The sequence below is a fragment of the Chrysiogenia bacterium genome (genome assembly GCA_020434085.1).
In the GTDB taxonomy this organism is placed as follows: Bacteria; JAGRBM01; JAGRBM01; order JAGRBM01; family JAGRBM01; genus JAGRBM01.
The window spans coordinates 1-19,054 of sequence record JAGRBM010000321.1 but is presented as its reverse complement, the minus strand read 5'-3'; the positions used below and the strand labels follow the sequence as shown (position 1 = coordinate 19,054).

Annotated in this window: 18 protein-coding genes; 17 read left to right on the top strand and 1 reads right to left on the bottom strand. The window is 58.7% G+C overall.

Going from position 1 to position 19,054, the window contains the following annotated elements:
• The 5 genes from KDH09_11195 to KDH09_11175 all read left to right on the top strand — a co-directional run.
• A partial coding sequence (locus tag KDH09_11195) for an AMP-binding protein (GenBank protein MCB0220252.1) occupies positions 1–1,311 on the top strand: 1,311 nt, incomplete at its 5' end.
• 69 nt (positions 1,312–1,380) lie between these two features.
• On the top strand, positions 1,381–2,106 hold the full coding sequence (locus KDH09_11190) for an SDR family NAD(P)-dependent oxidoreductase (GenBank protein ID MCB0220251.1): 726 nt from the start codon (positions 1,381–1,383) through the stop codon (positions 2,104–2,106).
• 40 nt (positions 2,107–2,146) lie between these two features.
• Entirely contained in the window at positions 2,147–2,941 is a 795-nt protein-coding gene (locus tag KDH09_11185; GenBank protein MCB0220250.1) for an enoyl-CoA hydratase/isomerase family protein, read from the top strand.
• Positions 2,942–2,950: 9 nt separating this feature from the next.
• Entirely contained in the window at positions 2,951–3,901 is a 951-nt protein-coding gene (locus KDH09_11180; GenBank protein ID MCB0220249.1) for a nitronate monooxygenase, read from the top strand.
• Positions 3,902–3,928: 27 nt separating this feature from the next.
• A complete protein-coding gene (locus KDH09_11175) occupies positions 3,929–5,059 on the top strand; it encodes a CoA transferase (GenBank protein MCB0220248.1) in 1,131 nt (376 codons plus the stop codon).
• 9 nt (positions 5,060–5,068) lie between these two features.
• On the opposite strand, the gene KDH09_11170 is transcribed toward KDH09_11175, so the two are convergent.
• The gene (locus tag KDH09_11170) at positions 5,069–5,677 is read right to left on the bottom strand and encodes a TetR/AcrR family transcriptional regulator (GenBank protein ID MCB0220247.1); all 609 of its coding nucleotides are present in this window, start codon (positions 5,675–5,677) and stop codon (positions 5,069–5,071) included.
• A gap of 154 nt (positions 5,678–5,831) precedes the next feature.
• Here KDH09_11170 and KDH09_11165 point away from each other — a divergent pair, with 154 nt between their 5' ends.
• From KDH09_11165 to KDH09_11110, 12 genes are all read left to right on the top strand, one after another.
• A complete protein-coding gene (locus KDH09_11165; protein ID MCB0220246.1) occupies positions 5,832–7,199 on the top strand; it encodes an aldehyde dehydrogenase family protein in 1,368 nt (455 codons plus the stop codon).
• An 18-nt stretch (positions 7,200–7,217) separates the two neighbouring features.
• Complete coding sequence (locus tag KDH09_11160) at positions 7,218–8,315, top strand: NAD-dependent epimerase/dehydratase family protein (GenBank protein MCB0220245.1); 1,098 nt, start codon at positions 7,218–7,220, stop codon at positions 8,313–8,315.
• Positions 8,316–8,325: 10 nt separating this feature from the next.
• Positions 8,326–9,621 carry an AarF/ABC1/UbiB kinase family protein gene (locus KDH09_11155; GenBank protein ID MCB0220244.1) on the top strand — a complete coding sequence of 432 codons (1,296 nt, stop codon included), beginning with the start codon at positions 8,326–8,328 and terminating at the stop codon, positions 9,619–9,621.
• Between the two features lie 67 nt (positions 9,622–9,688).
• Positions 9,689–10,885 carry a lipid-transfer protein gene (locus tag KDH09_11150; protein MCB0220243.1) on the top strand — a complete coding sequence of 399 codons (1,197 nt, stop codon included), beginning with the start codon at positions 9,689–9,691 and terminating at the stop codon, positions 10,883–10,885.
• Positions 10,886–10,917: 32 nt separating this feature from the next.
• Positions 10,918–12,165, top strand: a complete 1,248-nt coding sequence (locus KDH09_11145; protein ID MCB0220242.1) for a cytochrome P450 — start codon at positions 10,918–10,920, stop codon at positions 12,163–12,165.
• 23 nt (positions 12,166–12,188) lie between these two features.
• A complete protein-coding gene (locus KDH09_11140) occupies positions 12,189–13,439 on the top strand; it encodes a cytochrome P450 (protein ID MCB0220241.1) in 1,251 nt (416 codons plus the stop codon).
• A gap of 62 nt (positions 13,440–13,501) precedes the next feature.
• Positions 13,502–14,749: a cytochrome P450 gene (locus KDH09_11135; protein ID MCB0220240.1), complete on the top strand. Its 1,248-nt coding sequence runs from the start codon at positions 13,502–13,504 to the stop codon at positions 14,747–14,749.
• A 42-nt stretch (positions 14,750–14,791) separates the two neighbouring features.
• Positions 14,792–14,989, top strand: coding sequence for a rubredoxin (locus KDH09_11130; GenBank protein MCB0220239.1), 198 nt, complete (start codon positions 14,792–14,794; stop codon positions 14,987–14,989).
• Positions 14,990–15,019: 30 nt separating this feature from the next.
• Entirely contained in the window at positions 15,020–16,213 is a 1,194-nt protein-coding gene (locus tag KDH09_11125; GenBank protein MCB0220238.1) for a thiolase, read from the top strand.
• On the top strand, positions 16,210–16,611 hold the full coding sequence (locus KDH09_11120; GenBank protein MCB0220237.1) for a Zn-ribbon domain-containing OB-fold protein: 402 nt from the start codon (positions 16,210–16,212) through the stop codon (positions 16,609–16,611). Before KDH09_11125 ends, KDH09_11120 begins: the two co-directional genes overlap by 4 nt.
• A gap of 11 nt (positions 16,612–16,622) precedes the next feature.
• Entirely contained in the window at positions 16,623–17,387 is a 765-nt protein-coding gene (locus KDH09_11115) for an enoyl-CoA hydratase/isomerase family protein (GenBank protein ID MCB0220236.1), read from the top strand.
• A 543-nt stretch (positions 17,388–17,930) separates the two neighbouring features.
• Complete coding sequence (locus tag KDH09_11110) at positions 17,931–18,566, top strand: hypothetical protein (protein ID MCB0220235.1); 636 nt, start codon at positions 17,931–17,933, stop codon at positions 18,564–18,566.
• Positions 18,567–19,054 lie beyond the last annotated feature (488 nt).

Below are 19,054 nucleotides of genomic sequence, written 5' to 3'. Positions count from 1 at the left end.
TCGCCCGAGTTCATCGACGTCGTCAAGGAAATGGAGCCGAAACTCGAGTCCAGCCCGACGCTCGTGTGTACTGGGCCCGGGGACCTGTCGGCCCACTACTGCACTTTGGATTCTCTGCTGCAGGGCGCGAAACCCGCACTCCCGGCGGCACTTTCCGGCAGTGTCGGTTTGCCTGTCATGCCATTCAGTGGCGGGTCGACCGGTGTGCCCAAGTTCGTCACCGAAGCGGGGGCGAAGGGCAAAAACAATCCCAGAATGAAGGGGATGGACGCGGCAAGTCTCAAGTCATTGCAGGCAAAGCTCGTGGGCGGCCTTGCCCGCCTGGGATTCTGGTCAATTCCCGGACCAATCGTCTCCATGATACCGGGCCCCCTCTATCACGCAGGGCCCCAGACCGCGGTATTGCCGCTCTTTTTCGGCAGCACAATTGTGCCGATGCGCAAGTTTGATGCCGAGGAATTCCTGAAGCTCATTGAGAAGGAGAAGGTAAATTACACCTTCGTCGCGCCAACGATGCTGGAGCGGGTGTTGAAACTTCCCGATGAGATCACGAACAAATACGACCTTTCCAGCATGAAGGTGATTCTGTGCGCGGCCGCGCCCTGTCCGGACTATGTCAAGCGGGACATCAACGCACTGTTCAAGAAACAGGGTGCCAAGGGCAACGTCTTTCACGAATATTACGGCTCTTCCGAGGCGGCGATCATCACAGTCCTCACGCCCGAGGACTACGAGGCGAATCCGCAGCGTTACAAGAGTGTTGGCAAGCCCTCTGGGTCGGTCTGCCGGATCTACGACCCCGATGAACGGCGCTGGTGCAAGCCCGGCGAGGTCGGACACGTCCTGGTGCGCAATATTCGCATGTATCGCGTGCAGTATGGCAACTCCAATGAAATGGACAACGCCTTTACCGAGGTCGACGGGCTCTACTGGTACGACGACGGTTGCCTGGGCTACTTCGACGAGGATGGCTACCTCTATCTCACGTCCCGCAGCAAGGACATGATCATCTCCGGAGGCGTCAACATCTTCCCGCCGGAAATCGAAGAGGTGCTGAAGACTCATCCCAACATTATGGACGTGGCGGTGGTCAAGGTGCCGGATGAGGATCTGGGCGAAGTGCCCGGCGCAATTATCCAGAGCGTGGATGGCAACGAAATTCCAACAGACGAAGTGATCGCCTATTGCAAGGACAAGGGGCTCTATGGCTTCAAACTGCCCAAGGCGGTCAAATTCATTGAAAAACTGCCCAAGAACGATGCGGGCAAGATCAGAAAAGTGGACCTCGAACAAGTATTCGTAGAGTCCTAAGGAACAGGAACAGCAGTGAACGAGTATTCAACTCCCAATTTCTCGCTCGATCTCTCCGATCAGGTCGCAATGGTTACCGGCACGACCTCGGGTCTGGGGAATCGCTTTGCCCGGGTGCTGGCAAAGTGTGGGGCAAAAGTGATTTTGACCGGCCGCCGGGTGGAAAGGCTCGAAAGCCTGGCCAAGGAAATTCGCGACGACGGCGGAGCCTGCGAGCCGTTTCGCCTGGACATGATGGACCGTGAGAGCATCCGCTCTGTGGTGGCTGCTGCCGAGGAAAAGCTCGGCCCGATTACGATTCTTGTGAACAATGCGGGCGTCCCCGATGCCCAGCGGGCGACCAAGATGTCGGACGAGCTCATCGACAACCTGGTCGATGTCAACCTCAAGGGGCCCTACATCCTCTCTTGTGAAATTGCCCGCCGGCTCATGGAAATGAAACTGCCCGGTCGCATCGTGAATATTTCTTCGATTGCGGCATTTGACGCGGGACCGCAGTCCGCTGTTTCACTCTACTCGACCACCAAGGCCGGCGTTGCACGGATGACCGAAGTGCTGGCGCTGGAATGGGCGAGGTTTGGAATCAACGTCAACTGCATTGCGCCCGGCGCATTTTCGACGGAAATGCTCGACGGCCTGATCGAGAGGGTCGGAGACATATCCGGGGCATACCCCAGAAAGCGAATCTGCCATCCGGCTCAAATGGACAGCACGCTGCTCTTTCTGGTTTCGCCATCATCCGAGTGCGTGACCGGCGCGATTATCAAGATCGACGATGCACAAGGCCATCGCTAAGGCATCTGTCCGGACTTCGATACAAATGAAAGCATGACAAATGGCCAGTTCTGACCCGGTGATCCTACAGGAAACGAGCGAGGGGGTGCGCGTGCTGCGTCTCAATCGCCCGGACAAGATGAACGGCATCAACGCAGAGTTGCTCAAGGCTCTGATCGAGGCTGTTCAGGCGGCAACCCATGATGAAGAAGTGCGGGTTGTGGGTATAACCGGCGCAGGGCGTGGGTTCTGTGCTGGTGCTGACCTGGGCGACAGCAAAGCTTCCGACTTCAAGCGCGACAAGCTCGACGATCTGGGATTCGTCGGGCGGCTTGCGCTCGCAATTCGCGTGGAGTGCGACAAACCGGTAATCGCGGGTATCAATGGGCTCGCAGTCGGTGGCGGCGTGGCCCTGGCCATGCTGGCGGACATGCGGATCGCCAGCTCGTCCGCGACCTTCAACCCCGGATATGCCCGCGTAGGGCTTTCTCCGGATGCGGGGCTTTCGTGGACGCTGCCCCAGGCCATTGGGCATGAGCAGGCGATGCGATTCCTGCTGGAACAGAAGACTCTTGATGCGCAGGCAGCGCTCAAGGTCGGTCTAATCGGCGAGGTGGTGGATGCCGAGGGCTTCGAAGACGCGTTCATGGAATACTGCAAAAAGATCGCGTCTGCCGCGCCGCTGGCACTGCGACATATCAAGAAACTGGTAAGTCGGGCGGGGCTGGGAATCGATCTGGAGTCCCAGCTTTGCGCCGAGAATCTCTTTGTCGAGCGCGGCGCGAGGAGCGAAGACGCCCAGGAGGCGATCCGGGCCCTGTTCAAGAAACGCCAGCCCGTTTTCAAGGGGAAATAGGAGCTATCAATGAAGTTGCCGACAGTACTCAAGAAAAATCTGAAGGTTCCGGTCATCGCGGCACCGATGTACATCGTTTCGGGTCTCGAACTGGTGATCGAGCAGTGCAAATCCGGAGTGATCGGATCATTCCCGGCCCTCAATGCACGCGGGGAGGGGGAATTCGAGCGATGGCTGGTTCGAATCAATAAGGAACTTGGCGGCCAGGATGCGGCCTATGCGGTAAACCTGATCGTCAACCCCAAGACCAACAAGCGTTTGCAGGAAGACTTGCAACTGTGCGTGAAATACAAGGTGCCGATTGTCATCACTTCCCTGGGGGCGATGGAGGAAGTCAACGAGGCGGTACATTCTTACGGTGGCATCGTGTTGCATGATGTCATCAATAACAGGTTTGCCAAAAAGGCCATCGAGAAGGGCGCGGACGGCCTCGTTGCGGTCGCCGCGGGCGCCGGGGGCCATGGCGGTGTCACCTCGCCATTTGCACTGATCCAGGAAATTCGGACCTGGTTCGACGGCCCGCTTGCCCTCTCGGGTAGCATTGCATCGGGGCACGCAATCCTGGCGGCGCAAGCAATCGGAGCTGATCTTGCCTATATCGGCTCGGCATTCATTGCTACCGAGGAAGCCAACGCCGTGGACGACTACAAGGCCATGATCACAAAGTGCGATTCCGGAGACATCGTCTATACCGACTACTTTACGGGGGTGAACGGGAACTATCTGCTCCCCTCGATCACGCGGTCCGGCATGGACCCCGGCGAACTGACAACCAAGGGACAGGGCGAAAAGGCCGCGATCAAAACCGCGCCAAAGGGCGGGCCGAAAGTCTGGAAAGAGATCTGGGGATCAGGGCAGGGGATCGGTGCCATCGATCGCGTGTTGAGCACGAAAGATCTGGTCGGCCGATTTGTCGAGGAATACGAGACTGCCCGTCGACGTCTGGAGCGCGCGGCCTAGCCCGCACAGTCATGAGGAGCAACATTGATGGGACCACTTGAAGGCTATCGAATTCTTGAAATTGCAGGCATCGGGCCCGGCCCGTTTTGCGGAATGATTCTCTCCGACCTGGGCGCGGAAGTAATTCGCGTGGACCGCGCGAGCGCGCGCGGCAGCGGCAACAAGTTCGACGTGCTCAGCCGCGGGAGGCGCTCGATTGCCGTGGACCTCAAGAATCCCGACGGCGTAGAAACCGTGCTGCGATTGGCAGAGAAGTGCGACGCCCTGTTCGAGGGCTTTCGTCCCGGGGTGATGGAGAAACTCGGATTGGGGCCGGATGTCTGCCAGGCGCGCAACGAGAAGCTCGTCTATGGTCGCATGACCGGCTGGGGCCAGCACGGTACCATTGAGAAGGCCGCGGGCCATGACATCAACTACATCGCGCTCAGCGGTGCCCTGCATGCAATCGGGCGCGCCGGTGAAAAACCGGTACCGCCGCTCAACCTGGTGGGGGATTTTGGCGGCGGCGGGATGCTGCTCGCTTTGGGTATCGTTGCCGCGCTGCTCGAAGCCCAGAAATCCGGCAAGGGGCAGGTGGTTGATGCGGCCATGACGGACGGCTCGGCGCTGCTCATGGCCATGATGTACGGCTTTCACGGCATGGGCACCTGGAGCAACAAGCGCGGGACGAATCTTCTGGATACCGGCGCGCACTTTTACGAGACTTACGAGTGTGCCGACGGCAAATGGGTGGCCATTGGTTCTATCGAACCACAATTCTATGCATTGCTCATGGAGAAGGCGCAGCTCACCGATCCTGCCTTTAAGGGCCAGATGAACCCGCCCAAATGGCCAGAGCTCAAAGAAAAATTGGTGGCCGTCTTCAAGGGAAAGACCCGCGATCAGTGGTGCGAGCTGATGGAGGGCACCGATGCGTGCTTTGCACCGGTGCTCAACTTCGATGAAGCCCCCAAACACCCCCACAACATTGCGCGTGAGACCTTCGTGGAAGTTGGCGGAGTTACGCAGCCGGCACCTGCCCCGCGGTTTTCCAGAACCCCGGGCGCCATTCAGGGAGCGCCGGGCAAGGCCGGGGCTCAAACCGATGATGTGCTGGGCGAGTGTGGCTTCTCGGCAGATGAGATTGCTTCCCTGAAGGAAAGCAAAGCGATCGCCTGAACCGGCCTTTCAGTCGGGTTTCTGGATTCCCAGCAGGGTTTGGGCCGCGGTGACAATCTCATCGATGAGATCTTCCTCGGTGACTCCCTCGGGCAACCCTGTCGCCACACCCAGAAAGATTCCCATCACCGTATTGGTCAGCAGGAAGGCCTTGGTATCAAGGTTCTGAATCTCTGTTCCATTGCTCATCGAGATCAGCACAAATCGCAGGGTTGCCTCAAGCCGGGTGTTGAGCTTGACGACTGCCGGATGCCGGATCACACCGGGAAAATTGCTGAGCAGAATCTGCACGCTACCCGCGCGGCGCGTGACCTCTGACATTGTCACGTGCAGGGCATAGCGCAGCCCCTCGACCGGTCCGAGTTCATTGATCTTCAGGAGTCCCGACTCAACCGCTCTCCAGACTGCGGCCGCTTCGAGTTCGAGGGCGGCGAGAATGATGTCGTCCCTGTTTTCAAAATACTCGTAGAGGGAGGCCAGCCCGATCCCCGCTTCCTTGGCAATTCTCGCGGTGGTGGCCCGCGGATACCCCTCGTTTTCAATAATCCGAAGGGTATGTCGGATTATGGCATCGACCTTCTGTTTTGAGCGCTTTTGCTGCGGAATTCTTCTAGGCATATCAATAGGTTAACCCCTATTTTTTGCCAAGTAAAAAGTAGTATCAGATTTATCTTGAATCCGATAGAAATTCCATAATACGCTGCTATGCGTCATCGCCCCCGAGCGTGTTTTTCAGATGGGATCAGTTGGGCGATACGCACCGGAGCGAACAATGGAAGTTGCGATTGAGAATCCTTGCGGTGGATTGGGGCCCATCGTCGATGAACTTCGAACGAAGTTCAATGAAGGTACCACGCGGGGCTATCGCTGGCGTCAGCGCCAGCTGACCGGTCTGCTGAAGTTCCTCTACAAAGAGCAGAAATCGATCCAGGCCGCTCTTCGCGAAGACCTCAGCAAGAGCAAGGCCGATGCAACGGGCGAGATCGCGCCCACTGCAATGGAGATCCTCGAATACAAGCGGAACCTCAAGCGCTGGATGCGTGACGAGCGAGTGGGTACGACGTTGCTGCTCGCCCCGGCAAGGAGCTACGTGCGCAGCGAGCCCCTGGGCGTGGCGCTCATCTTCGGCGCCTGGAACTACCCGCTGCATCTCACGATAACTCCGTTGGCCGGGGCTCTTGCTGCGGGCAACTGCGTCGTCCTGAAACCTTCGGAACTCGCGCCCGCAACGTCGCGGATGTTGGCGGAGAAGCTGCCTCAGTATCTGGATCCCGATTATGTGGACGTCGTCGAAGGCGGTGCGGACATCGCCGAAGAGCTCCTTGAACTTGATTTCGATCACATATTTTACACTGGCAATGGTGCAATCGGCAGCCGTGTGATGCAGGCAGCCGCGAAGAGCCTGACCCCGGTCACGCTGGAACTGGGTGGCAAGTCGCCCGTCATTGTAGAAAAGACTGCAGACATTCAAACGACCGCAAAGCGCATTTCCTTCGGCAAGTGGGCCAACGCGGGGCAGACGTGCGTTGCCCCCGACTACGTGTTGGTCGAAAAAGAAGTTGAAGAAGACCTGTTGCGCGCCCTCAAGCAAACGCTCCTCGACTTCTACGGACCCGAGCCGCAGAAGAACCGCGCGTTTGGCAGGGTCGTGAATCAGCGTCACGTTGAGCGGCTTAAGGGAATGCTCAGTTCGGGGCGAATCCTGATTGGCGGCGAGGTGGACGTTGCAGACAACTACGTTGCTCCGACGATCTTGCGTGATGTGCGCGGGGACGACCCGGTGATGCAGGAGGAGATCTTTGGGCCCATTTTGCCCGTGCTGCCGGTGGAGTCAGTTGAGCAGGCAATCCGGTTCGTCAACGCGCGCCCCAAACCTCTGGGGCTCTATCTCTTCACCAAAAATCGCGCGGTCGAGCGCGATGTGATCGCCAGAACGAGTTCGGGCGGCGTATGCATCAACCATGCGGGTCTGCAAATCGTGAATCCGAAGCTGCCATTTGGCGGCGTTGGAGCCAGCGGGATGGGCGCCTACCACGGGAAAGCCTCGTTTGAGGCATTCAGCCACCGCAAGTCCGTGCTCAAGAAGCCTTTCTTCTTTGATCCGGCATTCCTGTACCCAAAATTCAAGAAGAGAAAATAACCAGGAGTGAGCAAACGAATGAGCGCAGCAACAAAGAGCACAAAAAAGAGCAGCGGGAAGACCCTGGTGACCGGCGGCGCCGGCTTCATTGGGTCGCACATCGTTCGGCTCCTTCTCAAAGAGGGGCGCGATGTACGGGTGATGATCCTTCCCGGAGAGAACACCCAGAACCTCAAAGAGCTGGACGTGGAGATCGTCGAGGGCAACCTCACCGATCCCGATTCGCTCAAGAAAGCCGTCAAGGGCAGCTCACACATCTTTCACCTGGCGGCGATCTATACCGACTGGTTGCCGCGGCCCGAAGTCATGTACGAGGTCAACTGCATCGGCTCGATGAACCTCCTGTGGGAGGCGCTTCGCAACAACGTTGAGAAGGTCGTCTACACATCGTCGGTTGTAGCACTCGGGATGGAGCCGGGCGGGCTGAACAACGAGGAAACACGGTTCAACTGCTGGTCGGCGAACATGGACTATTCACGCTCGAAGTGGCTCTCCGAGCAGGAGGCGCTCACTTTCTGCCGTAATGGCCTCGACATCAGCTTCTGTTGCCCGGGCATGCCCTACGGGGCGGGGGATATCGGTCCCACGCCGACCGGGAAGCTGCTCCTAGGTGCTGCCAAGTCCCTGCCGCGCGTGGTTCCCGACAACTACCTCTCCGTCGTGGACGTCGATGACGTAGCGCGCGGGCACGTGCTTGCCGAGAAGAAGGGCAAGAACGGTGAGCGCTATATCCTCACGAATGCCAACATCAAGCTGAGCGAATTCATGCAGACCGTGGCCGAGACGGTCGGTCGCAAGACCAACCCCATCGGGCTGTCACCGAAGATCATGGATGCGATGGCGCCGATCGGCGACATACTCGAACAGCGCGCCTGGAAAATGCAGAAGAAGCCTGCCATTACGGGCGGCGGCATCCGCTACACGGCCAAGAACTTCCGTTTCAGCAACCAGAAAGCTCGGGAGGAACTCGGAATGGAGTTCACTCCGATGAAGACGGCGATCGCCAAGGCCTTCGACTATTTCATCCGCACGGGACGAATCAAGGACAAGCAATTCATTACTGATTTCCAGAAGCACGGGGCCCGGGAGCTCGAAGGCCTGGCCCGCGAGTACTGAGGATACGATGATGGGTGTGCTTCTTTTTATCTTTCGGCTCGCAGAGCTCTTCACGTTCGGAGTGCTCTATGGCCTGCGATTTCTCTACCGGGCAACGCTGGGGCGTCTCTTCGGCCATGGCGGCTCACTCGCTGAGCTGACAGGGCAGTATCTGACCGATCTGTTCGAGGCGCTGGGAGCCACGTTTGTCAAAGTGGGACAGGTCATGAGCACACGCCCGGATGTGTTCCCTCCGGGGGTTATCAATGCCCTCAAACGACTGCGCTCCGACGTCGCGCCTTTCAATACAAGGTTGATCCCTGGAATCGTCGAACAGGCCTGCGGAAAGCCGATTGAAGAAGTGTTTCCCGAGTTCGATATGACACCCATTGCCTCGGCGAGCGTGGCACACGTCCACCGGGCGAAGCTTCCCACTGGCCGAGTCGTGGCGGTCAAAGTGCGCCGTCCCGGCCAGCTTCGACGCGTGAAATATGACCTCCTGGTGCTCAAGATCTTTGCTCGACTTGCGAGCCTGATCCCGGGCGCAGATGCAGTGGATCTGCCCAGCATGGTCGACGAGTTCACCAACGCGATCTACGAACAGCTCGATTTCCGTAATGAAGCTGAGAACAACCGTCGTTTTCGGCGGAATTTCAAGAATGCCGAGCACGTCAAGATTCCGGAACTTGTAGAGGATCTGTGCAGCGAAACACTGCTCGTCATGGAATTTATCGAGGGTCTTCAGGGCGTAGAGGAAACGGACCTTCCGCAGTGCGACAAGTCCATCGCTGCCGCCTCGCTCTTCGATGCATTGTTTCAAATGGTTCTCTTCGACGGGTTTGTCCATGCGGACATGCACCCGGGGAACGTCTTCGTGCGCGAGGGTGGGGAGATTGTGCTCCTTGATCTCGGGCTGACGAGCGAAAGCGACGCGGATCTGCGAAAGCACATCACCAACTATTTCATTGGGATGATGACCCGGAACGGCAAGCTCTGCGCGAAAGCCATCTTCGAGGGTGCCATCTCGCCTCCGGGGAACCTGGACTATGAAGCCTTCGAGAGAGACACAATCCAATCCATCGACATGAACGCTGGAAAGAACATCCAGGAATATGAAACCACGCAGGCCATCATTGCCCTGCTGGACATCATGCGGCGCTACCGCATTCGAACCGATCCCCGGCTCACGAACATTTTTCTGTCCATCGTGGTTCTTGAAGGCCTGACCAGCATGCTCGACCCCAATCTCGTTTTCGAGGACGCGGGGCAGAAATTCATCACTGAGCGCATGGGTGGGCAAGTGCCGGGAGCCGCGGCAGCAAGCTGACCAGATAAGGCGGGGCGGATCTCTCGCTCTAATAAACACAAACAACGGGAATTGAGGAGTTTTCACAATGGGAAGAAAAGTATTCGTCGTGGGCGTCGGCATGACCAAGTTCGAAAAGCCCGGTGCCAGGGGCAAGGACTGGAACTATCCGCAGATGGCCAAAGAGGCCGGTGAGAAGGCGCTCGCGGACGCCGGTATCTCCTACGACCAGGTACAACAGGTCGCAGCGGGTTATGTCTACGGGGATTCGACCTGCGGCGAAACGGCGGTCTACCAGTTCGGCTACACCGGCGTTCCGATTTACAACGTGAACAACAACTGCTCGACAGGCTCGACGGCACTGTTCATGGCCAAGCAGTTCATCGAGGGCGGCCTCGCCGACTGCACCATGGCCATTGGCTTTGAGAAGATGGAGAAAGGCTCACTGAAGGGCCACTTCCCCGATCACACCCCGCCGTTCCGGGACGCGGCAATGCGGATGATGAAGCTCCGCGGATTTGAACCCAAGCCGCCTGCGCCGCAGATGTTTGGAAACGGCGGCCGCGATCACATGGACAAGTTCGGTACCACGCCCGAGCACTTCGCCAAGATCGGCTGGAAGAACCACAAGCACTCGGTGAACAATCCGTACTCCCAGTTCCAGGAAGAGTACAGCCTCCAGGACATCCTGAATGCCCCGATGGTCTACGATCCGCTCACCAAGCTGCAGTGCTGCCCGACTTCGGACGGCGCCGGCTGCGCGATTCTTGCCAGCGAGGATTTCGTCAAGAAGCACAATCTGCAGGACAAGGCCGTCGAGATCATCGGCATGGCGATGGCGACCGATGGCCCGGAAACCCTCGAGAACGACTGCCGTTACATCGTCGGATTCGGCATGACCCAGCGCGCTTCGAAATCCGTCTACGAACAGGCCGGCGTCGGCATCGACGAAGTCGATGTGATTGAGCTGCACGACTGCTTCAGCGCGAACGAGCTGCTCACCTACGAAGCGCTCGGCCTCTGTCCCGAGGGCAAGGCGGGCGAATACATCGACAAGGATGCCTTCACCTACGGCGGGAAGTGCGTGGTCAATCCCTCGGGCGGACTGATCTCCAAGGGTCATCCCCTGGGCGCGACGGGGCTTGCCCAGTGCGCGGAGCTCAACTGGCAGATGCGCGGTGAGGCGCAGAAGCGCCAGGTCACCGACGCCAAAATCGCCCTGCAGCACAACCTGGGTCTCGGCGGCGCGGCAGTGGTCACCATGTATCGCAAGGCGCAGTTTTAATCCGTGCGACCGGATTGCCTGGAGAAGTGAGAATGGACGACAAATACATCGCCAACAACATCTTGAACGCCCAGCGTATCGGGAAACAGTGGTACCCACACGATCTCTATACGGAGCTTCGTGCCCGGCCGACGCTGACCTGGCTGGAGCCCGAGGGTTTTGATCCGTTCTGGGCCATTGTGAAACATGCCGACATCAAGGAGATCTCGACCCAGCCCGACAAGTTTCTCAATGGGCCGCGGACGATCGTCTCGAGCCGCGCGGATGACAAGCTTCAGAGCGCTGCCCCTCGTATGCTCATCAACATGGACCCACCAGAACACCGATCCTATCGAAAGTTTGTAAATGCTTGGTTTGTTCCGAGGAACATCAAGAAACTCGAAGACCGCATGCGCCGGTCCGCAAAGGATCTTGTGGACATGATGGCGTCCTCAGGCACGTGGAGCGGTGATTTTGTCTTTGATATCGCTGCGATTCATCCCGTGCGCCTGATCACGCATCTCTTTGACCTTCCCGACAGTGAAGAAGGGCGACTCATCGAGATCGCCAATCAGACGTTTGGAACTGACGACCCGGAGTTCCAGACAGGGGAGAGGACCGACGCCAATCTGCTCAAACTGCTCATGCAGACGATGAAATACTTCAACGATCTGCTTGTGGCGCGCAAGAAAAACCCCGGTGAAGATCTGGCCTCAGCCATCGCTACTGCTGAAATTGACGGCAAGCCCATCGGGCAGATGGAGGCCATCGGCTACTACTTCATCATCCTGACTGCGGGACACGAGACCACGCGGACGGCAATGGCCGGCGGCATGCATCAACTGCTGCAGAACCCCGCCGAGCTTCGAAAGCTCAAAGAGAATCCCGATCTTGTGGAATTCGCCGTGGAAGAGATGATCCGCTGGACCAGCCCCGTCAGCCAGTTCGGACGCACGGCTGTGGAGGACTACGAGCTCCGCGGAAAGACGATCAAGGCCGGTCAATCGGTGTGTCTCTTCTATGGCGCCGCCAACCGGGACGAGGAGATCTGGGAAGACCCGTTTGCATTTCGTGTTGACCGCGACCCCAACCCGCACCTGGGCTTCGGTATCGGAGAGCACTTTTGTCTCGGGGCCTCGCTGGCCCGCCTGGAGATGAATGTCTTCTTTGAGGAATTCATCAAGCGCGTGGATGTGGACTCCATCGAGCAGACCGGCGACGTCGAATACTCGTCCACCTTCTTTGTGGGCGGCGTCAAACACCTGCCGATGCAGTGCCGCATTGTGAAAAAAGCGGCCTGAGCAGCGGGAAAGGAGCCAATGGAGTGGATACGAAAAAAATCGCCAACAACATTCTGAACGCCAAGTATATCGGCGAGCACTGGTTCCCGCACGAGTTCTATACGGAGCTACGCAACCAGCCAACACTGACCTGGCTGGAGCCCGACAATATCGACCCGTTCTGGGCGATTGTGAAGCATGCCGACATCACGGAGATCTCGACCCAGCCGGACAAGTTTCTCAGCAAACCTCGTCCCTTTGTTCAGACCCGGGCAATGGAAAAGTGGGTCAACAGCAATCCGGTTCGCACGCTCCTGAACATGGATCCGCCGGAGCATCGCGACTACCGAAAGGTCGTCAACCCCTGGTTCGTGCCCCGGAATATCAGGAAGCTTGAAGACCGCATGCGTCGTTCGGCTGTGGAGCTTGTCGACATGATGGCCGAGTCCGGTACGTGGGCAGGGGACTTCGTCTTTGATATCGCCGCCATTCATCCGGTGCGTCTCATTACGCATCTGCTGGGACTGCCCGACGAAGACGAGGGGTACCTGATCAAACTGGCCAACGAAACCTTCGGTTCCGAGGATAAGGAGTTCGGAAGGGGCGGGGACGGCATCAGCGGACTGATGGAGTCTTTCCGGGATGCCATCGTCTACTTCGGCAAGCTCATGCGCGATCGCAGGGCAAACCCGACCGAAGACCTGGCTTCGGTAATTTGTAACGCGAAGATCAACGGTGAACTACTGCCTCCCATGGGTGTCTATGGCTACCTCATCGTGATCCTGACAGCTGGCCATGAAACGACGCGCACCGCCATGAGCGGCGGGATGAACGCGCTGCTGCAGAATCCCGACGAGATTCGCAAGCTCCAGGAAAATCCGGACCTGATGGACTCGGCCATTGAGGAAATGATTCGCTGGGCGAGTCCGGTCAGCCAGTTCGGCCGCACTGCGGTAGAGGACTATGAGATTCGCGGTGTGACGATCAAGGCCGGCGAGTCCGTCTGCCAGTTCTATGGCGCGGCCAATCGGGACGAGGAGGTCTTTGAGGACCCATTTAGCTTCCGCATCGATCGCGACCCCAATCCGCACCTGGGCTTCGGAATCGGCGAGCACTTCTGCCTGGGCGCCTCGTTGGCAAGGCTGGAAATGAAAGTCTTCTTTGACGAGTTCATCCGGCGCGCGGATGTCGATTCAATCGTGCCGACCGGGGACGTGCAGTACATGGCCTCGAACTTCGTCGGCGGGGTCAAACACCTGCCGATGCAGTGCCGCATTGTGAAAAAAGCGGCATGAGCCGCACGCAAACTCCGCCCAACTTTTCTCCAAGAGTGGGCAGGAATCAGGAGAACGAAGTAATGGATCTCAAGCAAATTGCCCACGACATCATGAGTCCCAAGCGAGCTGCCCGGCAGTGGTTTCCCCATGACCGCTGGACAGAGCTTCGTGCCCTGCCCACATTGGCGCAGTTGGAGCCCAAGGGGTACGATCCCTTCTGGGCCATCGTGAAACATGCCGACATCACGGAGATCTCGACCCAGCCGGACAAGTTCATCAACGCGCCCAGATCGGTCATTGGATCAAGGATGCGCGAACAGTTGATGAAAGCTATCCCGGCCCGCGGGCTCATTCAGATGGATCCTCCAGATCATCGCGCCTATCGCAAGCTGGTCAACAACTGGTTTGTTCCGCGGAACATCAAGAAACTCGAAGACCGTATGCGGCAGTCTGCCACGGATCTCGTGGAAATGATGGCTTCAGCGGGGACCTGGGAAGGGGACTTCGTCTTCGACGTCGGTGCCATTCATCCGGTGCGCCTGATCTCGCACATTCTGGGACTTCCGGCGAGCGAGGAGCCCTATCTCATCAAGCTTGCCAATGAGGTGTTCGGTTCCGAAGACCCCGAATTTCAGCGCGGCAAAGACGCCCAGGACACGATGAAAATGTTCATGGAAGCGTTCCAGTATTTCAAGGAAATTGACGTTGAGCGTCGCAAGAATCCCGGGGAAGATCTGGCATCGGCCATTGCCAACGGTTTGGTCAACGGGGAACCCTTGGGCGCAATGGAGTCCGTTGGTTACTACATCATCATCCTTACGGCAGGGCATGAAACGACGCGCACCGCAATGAGTGGCGGCATGAACATGCTGATCGAAAACCCGGGAGAAGTTCGAAAACTGCAGGAAAACCCGGCTCTTGTGAAGAGCGCGGTCGAAGAAATGATTCGCTGGACCAGTCCGGTCAACCAGTTTGGTCGTACGGCAACCGAAGACTACGAAATTCGCGGAACCACCATCAAGAAGGGCGAGTCGGTATGTCTGTTCTACGGCTCGGCCAACCGCGATGAGGAAATCTTCGAGAATCCGTTCGAATTTCGCGTCGATCGCGATCCCAACCCGCATCTGGGTTTTGGTATTGGTGAGCACTTCTGCCTGGGCGCTTCACTCGCACGGATGGAAATGCAGGTGTTTTTCGAGGAGTTCATTCCCCGTCTGGATGTCAATTCGCTTGAGCGGACGGGCGATGTCCAATATCTGGCCTCGAATTTCGTCGGCGGGGTCAAGCACCTGCCCATGCGCTGCCGCGTTGCAAAGGCGGCAGCCTGAGGCCTAGGCTGGGAACAGATACGCGAATGAAGGACGAGCGACATGAATGATAGCGCGGCGCAGGCAATTCCCTACAAGAAGTATGAGTGCGTCATCTGCGGTCACGTTTACGACGAGGAACTCGGTGATCCTGATTCCGGCATCGCACCCGGAACCCGCTGGGAGGATATTCCCGACGACTGGAAGTGTCCGATGTGCGGGATGAAGAAGTCGGATTTTGAGGAACTCGTAGACGCGTAGTCGCTCGCTCTATAACCATTGGGGAACAACATGAGTGACATCTCGCTTAGGGGCCGCGCAGCAATTGTCGGCGCGGTCGATGCGGTATCGCCAACGGGCGTTCTGGGCGAATCCGTCCGACAGCTCGAAGTGCGAATGATCCGGGAAGCCCTCGACGATGCGGGGCTCAAGCTCTCGGACGTGGATGGTCTTCTTTGCACGGGCCGCCTGATGGCGTCCATGGACCTGGCCGAGCACCTGGGGATTTACCCCTCCTATACCGATACCACGATGACCGGCGGCTCGAGCTTCGAAGTGTTGGTAGAGCATGCCGCGATGGCGATCGCCTTCGGCATGTGTGAGGTGGCCGTGATCGTCTACGCGGCCACCCCGGCCTACAAGAAACAGAAAAAGAAATCAGGGTCGAAGAAACCCATGGGCGCGCCCCCGCCCATGAGCCTGACTCCCCAGCTCGAATGGGAACTGCCTTATGGGCTGCTCGCGCCGGCGGGCTCCTACGCGCTGGCGGCAAGCCGGCACATGGCCGAATACGGAACCACCCCGGAGCAGCTCGCCCAGATTGCGGTCTCCACCCGCGAGTGGGCGTGCATGAATTCCAGGGCCAGGTTTCAGGATCCCCTGAGCGTCGAAGACGTCCTGAACTCGCCCTATATTGCTGAGCCCCTCCATAAGCTCGACTGCTGCCTGGTGACCGACGGTGCGGGCGCGCTCGTGATGACCAGCGCCGAGCGGGCGAGGGACCTCAAGAAATCCCCGGCCTATGTGCTGGGCGCGGCGACTCATCACGATCACGGCATGATGATTTCGCAGATGCCGGACCTGACGACGACCGCCGGAGCAGTGTCCGGCCCCCGGGCCTTTTCCATGGCAGGGATCACTCACAAGGACGTGGACGTACTTGAGTCCTATGACTCCTTCACGATTACGCAGCTTCTGCACATCGAAGACCTGGGATTCTGTCCCAAGGGCGAGGGCGGCCGCTTTGTTGAGGGCAATGCCCTCGGTCCGGGCGGCTCCCTTCCCACGAACACGAACGGGGGCGGGCTCTCCTACACCCACCCGGGCATGTACGGGATGTTCATCCTCGTCGAGGCGGTCCGTCAGCTCCGCGGCGAATGCCAGAAACGGCAGGTCGAAGGCGCCAAAGTGGCCGTGGCGCATGGTTGCGGCGGGATCCTCTCTTCTACCGGAACGATCGTGCTGGGAACGGGGGAGACGCTATGAGCCCGCGTGCAATCATTGGAACCTCGAAGGTGGCCGAACCTTTCTGGGAGGCCGCTAAAGAAAAGCGTCTCGTGCTTCAGCGCTGCGGCGGCTGCAAGAAGTTCGTCTTCTATCCCAGGGAATTCTGCCCTCATTGCTTTGGTGAGTCCCTGAGCTGGGAAGAAGCATCCGGGGAGGGCAGCATCTATGCCATCAGCGTCATGCACAAGCCCGGCAACCCGCTGATGGCGGGCGAGGTTCCCTATGCCGTCGCCCTTGTGGAGCTCAAGGAGGGCGTGCGAATGCTGACGAACCTCGTTGGCTGCAAACCGGGCGAAGGGCAGGTCGGGATGAAGGTTCGCGTCACATGGGAAGCGCTTCCCGACGGCCGAAATCTCCCGCTGTTCGAACCGGCTTGAGGAACACTCGCATGGAGCAGGTCAAACTCGAGATCGACGAGAAGGTCGCCGTGATCACGCTGGCACGGCCGGAAAAGCGCAATGCGCTGAGCCCCACCATGCTGAGTGAACTGGGGAGCGTCCTCGTAGAGATTGGCAAGCCCCGCAACGAGGTTCGCTGCGTCCTGCTCAAGGCCGAAGGCGAGGCGTTCTGCGCCGGCGGAGATTTCGGCGATCTCTCGCTGAACAAGAAGTGGAAGAGCGGTGAGTTGCTGCTGCGCAACGAATACAACCCACTCTTTGCATCGCTGAAGCGCCTGAAGGTTCCCCTCATCACCGCGGTTCAGGGGGGCGCCGTGGGAATCGGGCTCAGCCTGGCCATCACCGGCGACCTGATCCTGGCCAGCAAACAGGCCTACTTCCACCTGATGTTCGCGAAGCTAGGGCTCGTGGTCGAAGGCGGCGCCAGCTACATCCTGCCGCGTCTGATTGGCCGGAGCAGGGCCTTCGAGATGTCCTACCTCATGGAGAAGGTCGATGCTCAAAGGGCGCTCGAGTGGGGCCTGATCAACCGGCTCTATGAGAATGCGGAAGCACTGCATGAAGGCGCGCTGGAGATCGCCAAACAGATCGCTGGCAGCGCCGACTCCCTGGCGCTGATCCGCGAGGCCTACATGGGTTCCTATGACAACTCCTTCGAGCAGCAGCTCGAACTCGAAGCCCGCCTCGGCGGGCAGACTTCCGAAACCGCCGACTTTAAGGAACGCATCGCCCGCATGGCGAGCAAGTTCAAGTAGCCGGGGCCCTTGATACCGTTTCCCTGCTTCCGGAGCCCATGGCATTGCTCGATTTTGAATTCCCTCCTCAATGTAACTGATTTTGTCCGAGGCCCATTGCCCGAGGATCTGTTAGAGTCTCTCTGGAGGTAGAGGTAGCGGATGCCGTCAGGGAAATCTTCCATGGGATCGCGCATGGCGGCGATTGGCGTTGTTGCCGTGCTTGCAGGGGTGGCGCTGATCCTTCTTCGCCTGGGGCCTACGTCGGAAATTGAAGTCCGCGATGGCGGCATTGCGATGCAACGCGCATCGGCTCGGGTGGATGGGATCTCGAACCCTGAGGCGCCGGGGGGCGCCGGCAACGCCGCACGGCCTGCCAGCGTGACACCGGAAAGTAGCCCGACGGCGCAGTTGGCGTCAGATTCTCAGCACGCAGCGGTTGCGCGTGATTCTTCATCTCTCGACAATCCAACCGACCAGGCAGTGCGAGAGGGAAAGCCCGCGCGTGGCCCGATGGACGAGGCCGCGCGCATGAAAGCGACGCGGGAGCGGCGTAGGCAAACGATGCGCGACAGGGTCCTCACGCTCGAGGGCACGATGGATCACGACACCTTGCAGGGCGGTGAGGGCGAGGACATGATTGCAGGAAACTGGGGCGATGACCTGATTTCCGGCGGCGAGGGCAATGACTGGATTGATGGCGAGGGCGGCGATGACGTGCTCGAAGGCGGCCCCGGCGATGACAGCCTGCTCGGAGGCGACGGGGACAACACGCTTGAGGGCGGTCCCGGCAACGATACGCTGATGGCGGAGTACGGGCTGGACACGCTGGAGGGAGGGCCCGGCGCCGACATTCTGCTTGGCGGCGGCGATGCCGATGTCTTTGCCTATGGGGAGGGCTCCGACGATGGACAGATGGATCGCATCGAAGACTTCAATCCCGATGAGCGCGACGTGATCTACCTGGGCGAATTGCTTGCCGCTGGCGGATATGAGGGGGAGGGGAGCGTCGAATCGGCTCAGGGCTATCTGCGCATGGAGGGGACCGTGCTGCTGGTCGATCGCGACGGGGGCGGCGACGGGTTCGTGCCGCTCGTTGACCTGGGAATGGAAGTCAGTCTGGAGGATCTGCTCGCCGGCGGAAACTTGGTCCTTCGGGCGGAGGATTTCCCCCTGCTCGATGACAAGGCGGGGCAATAGGCTTATTTGACCTGTTGGCGCTGGTCGGATTGTCGTGAAGTCCCCATGTATCTACATGTATAGGTGGCGGTGGCGGCGTCGCTCCCTGTTTAGCTATACAATACGGATATTTAGGCCCCTTTGGTAGATTTCTGCTGGAATTCACAGGGATTTGAATGAATGCCTTGACCGATCCAGCCTCTCTCCATTAACTATTGCTTACGATCATTTCTGATATTTTGGGCCGCTGAATGGGATGAGCGGCCTTTTTTCGCGGGGGAATTCAGAAATGGTCAAGGGAGGGGTTTGGCGCGGTGCCAGCTTGTGCTGGTCTGATATAGCAAATACTCCATCCATCGATATATCCGGTAGACCTGCATGGGATCACATGCGTGTTTTGTTGTCACTGTACGCATCGCCAGGTGCGTGCGTGGCAACACAGAGCAGTTTTGAACAGAGCCGAAAGGAATAGTGAGCAATGAATGAGGACAAGAAGACGAGGAACTTTG

Excerpts from the sequence above, each read along its gene's own strand:
- KDH09_11190 (MCB0220251.1), top strand. The coding sequence starts at position 1,381 with ATGGTTACCGGCACGACCTCGGGTCTGGGGAATCGCTTTGCCCGGGTG.
- KDH09_11185 (MCB0220250.1), top strand. The coding sequence starts at position 2,147 with ATGGCCAGTTCTGACCCGGTGATCCTACAGGAAACGAGCGAGGGGGTG.
- KDH09_11180 (MCB0220249.1), top strand. The coding sequence starts at position 2,951 with ATGAAGTTGCCGACAGTACTCAAGAAAAATCTGAAGGTTCCGGTCATC.
- KDH09_11175 (MCB0220248.1), top strand. The coding sequence starts at position 3,929 with ATGGGACCACTTGAAGGCTATCGAATTCTTGAAATTGCAGGCATCGGG.
- KDH09_11170 (MCB0220247.1), bottom strand. The coding sequence starts at position 5,677 with ATGCCTAGAAGAATTCCGCAGCAAAAGCGCTCAAAACAGAAGGTCGAT.
- KDH09_11165 (MCB0220246.1), top strand. The coding sequence starts at position 5,832 with ATGGAAGTTGCGATTGAGAATCCTTGCGGTGGATTGGGGCCCATCGTC.
- KDH09_11160 (MCB0220245.1), top strand. The coding sequence starts at position 7,218 with ATGAGCGCAGCAACAAAGAGCACAAAAAAGAGCAGCGGGAAGACCCTG.
- KDH09_11155 (MCB0220244.1), top strand. The coding sequence starts at position 8,326 with ATGGGTGTGCTTCTTTTTATCTTTCGGCTCGCAGAGCTCTTCACGTTC.
- KDH09_11150 (MCB0220243.1), top strand. The coding sequence starts at position 9,689 with ATGGGAAGAAAAGTATTCGTCGTGGGCGTCGGCATGACCAAGTTCGAA.
- KDH09_11145 (MCB0220242.1), top strand. The coding sequence starts at position 10,918 with ATGGACGACAAATACATCGCCAACAACATCTTGAACGCCCAGCGTATC.
- KDH09_11135 (MCB0220240.1), top strand. The coding sequence starts at position 13,502 with ATGGATCTCAAGCAAATTGCCCACGACATCATGAGTCCCAAGCGAGCT.
- KDH09_11130 (MCB0220239.1), top strand. The coding sequence starts at position 14,792 with ATGAATGATAGCGCGGCGCAGGCAATTCCCTACAAGAAGTATGAGTGC.
- KDH09_11125 (MCB0220238.1), top strand. The coding sequence starts at position 15,020 with ATGAGTGACATCTCGCTTAGGGGCCGCGCAGCAATTGTCGGCGCGGTC.
- KDH09_11120 (MCB0220237.1), top strand. The coding sequence starts at position 16,210 with ATGAGCCCGCGTGCAATCATTGGAACCTCGAAGGTGGCCGAACCTTTC.
- KDH09_11115 (MCB0220236.1), top strand. The coding sequence starts at position 16,623 with ATGGAGCAGGTCAAACTCGAGATCGACGAGAAGGTCGCCGTGATCACG.
- KDH09_11110 (MCB0220235.1), top strand. The coding sequence starts at position 17,931 with ATGCGCGACAGGGTCCTCACGCTCGAGGGCACGATGGATCACGACACC.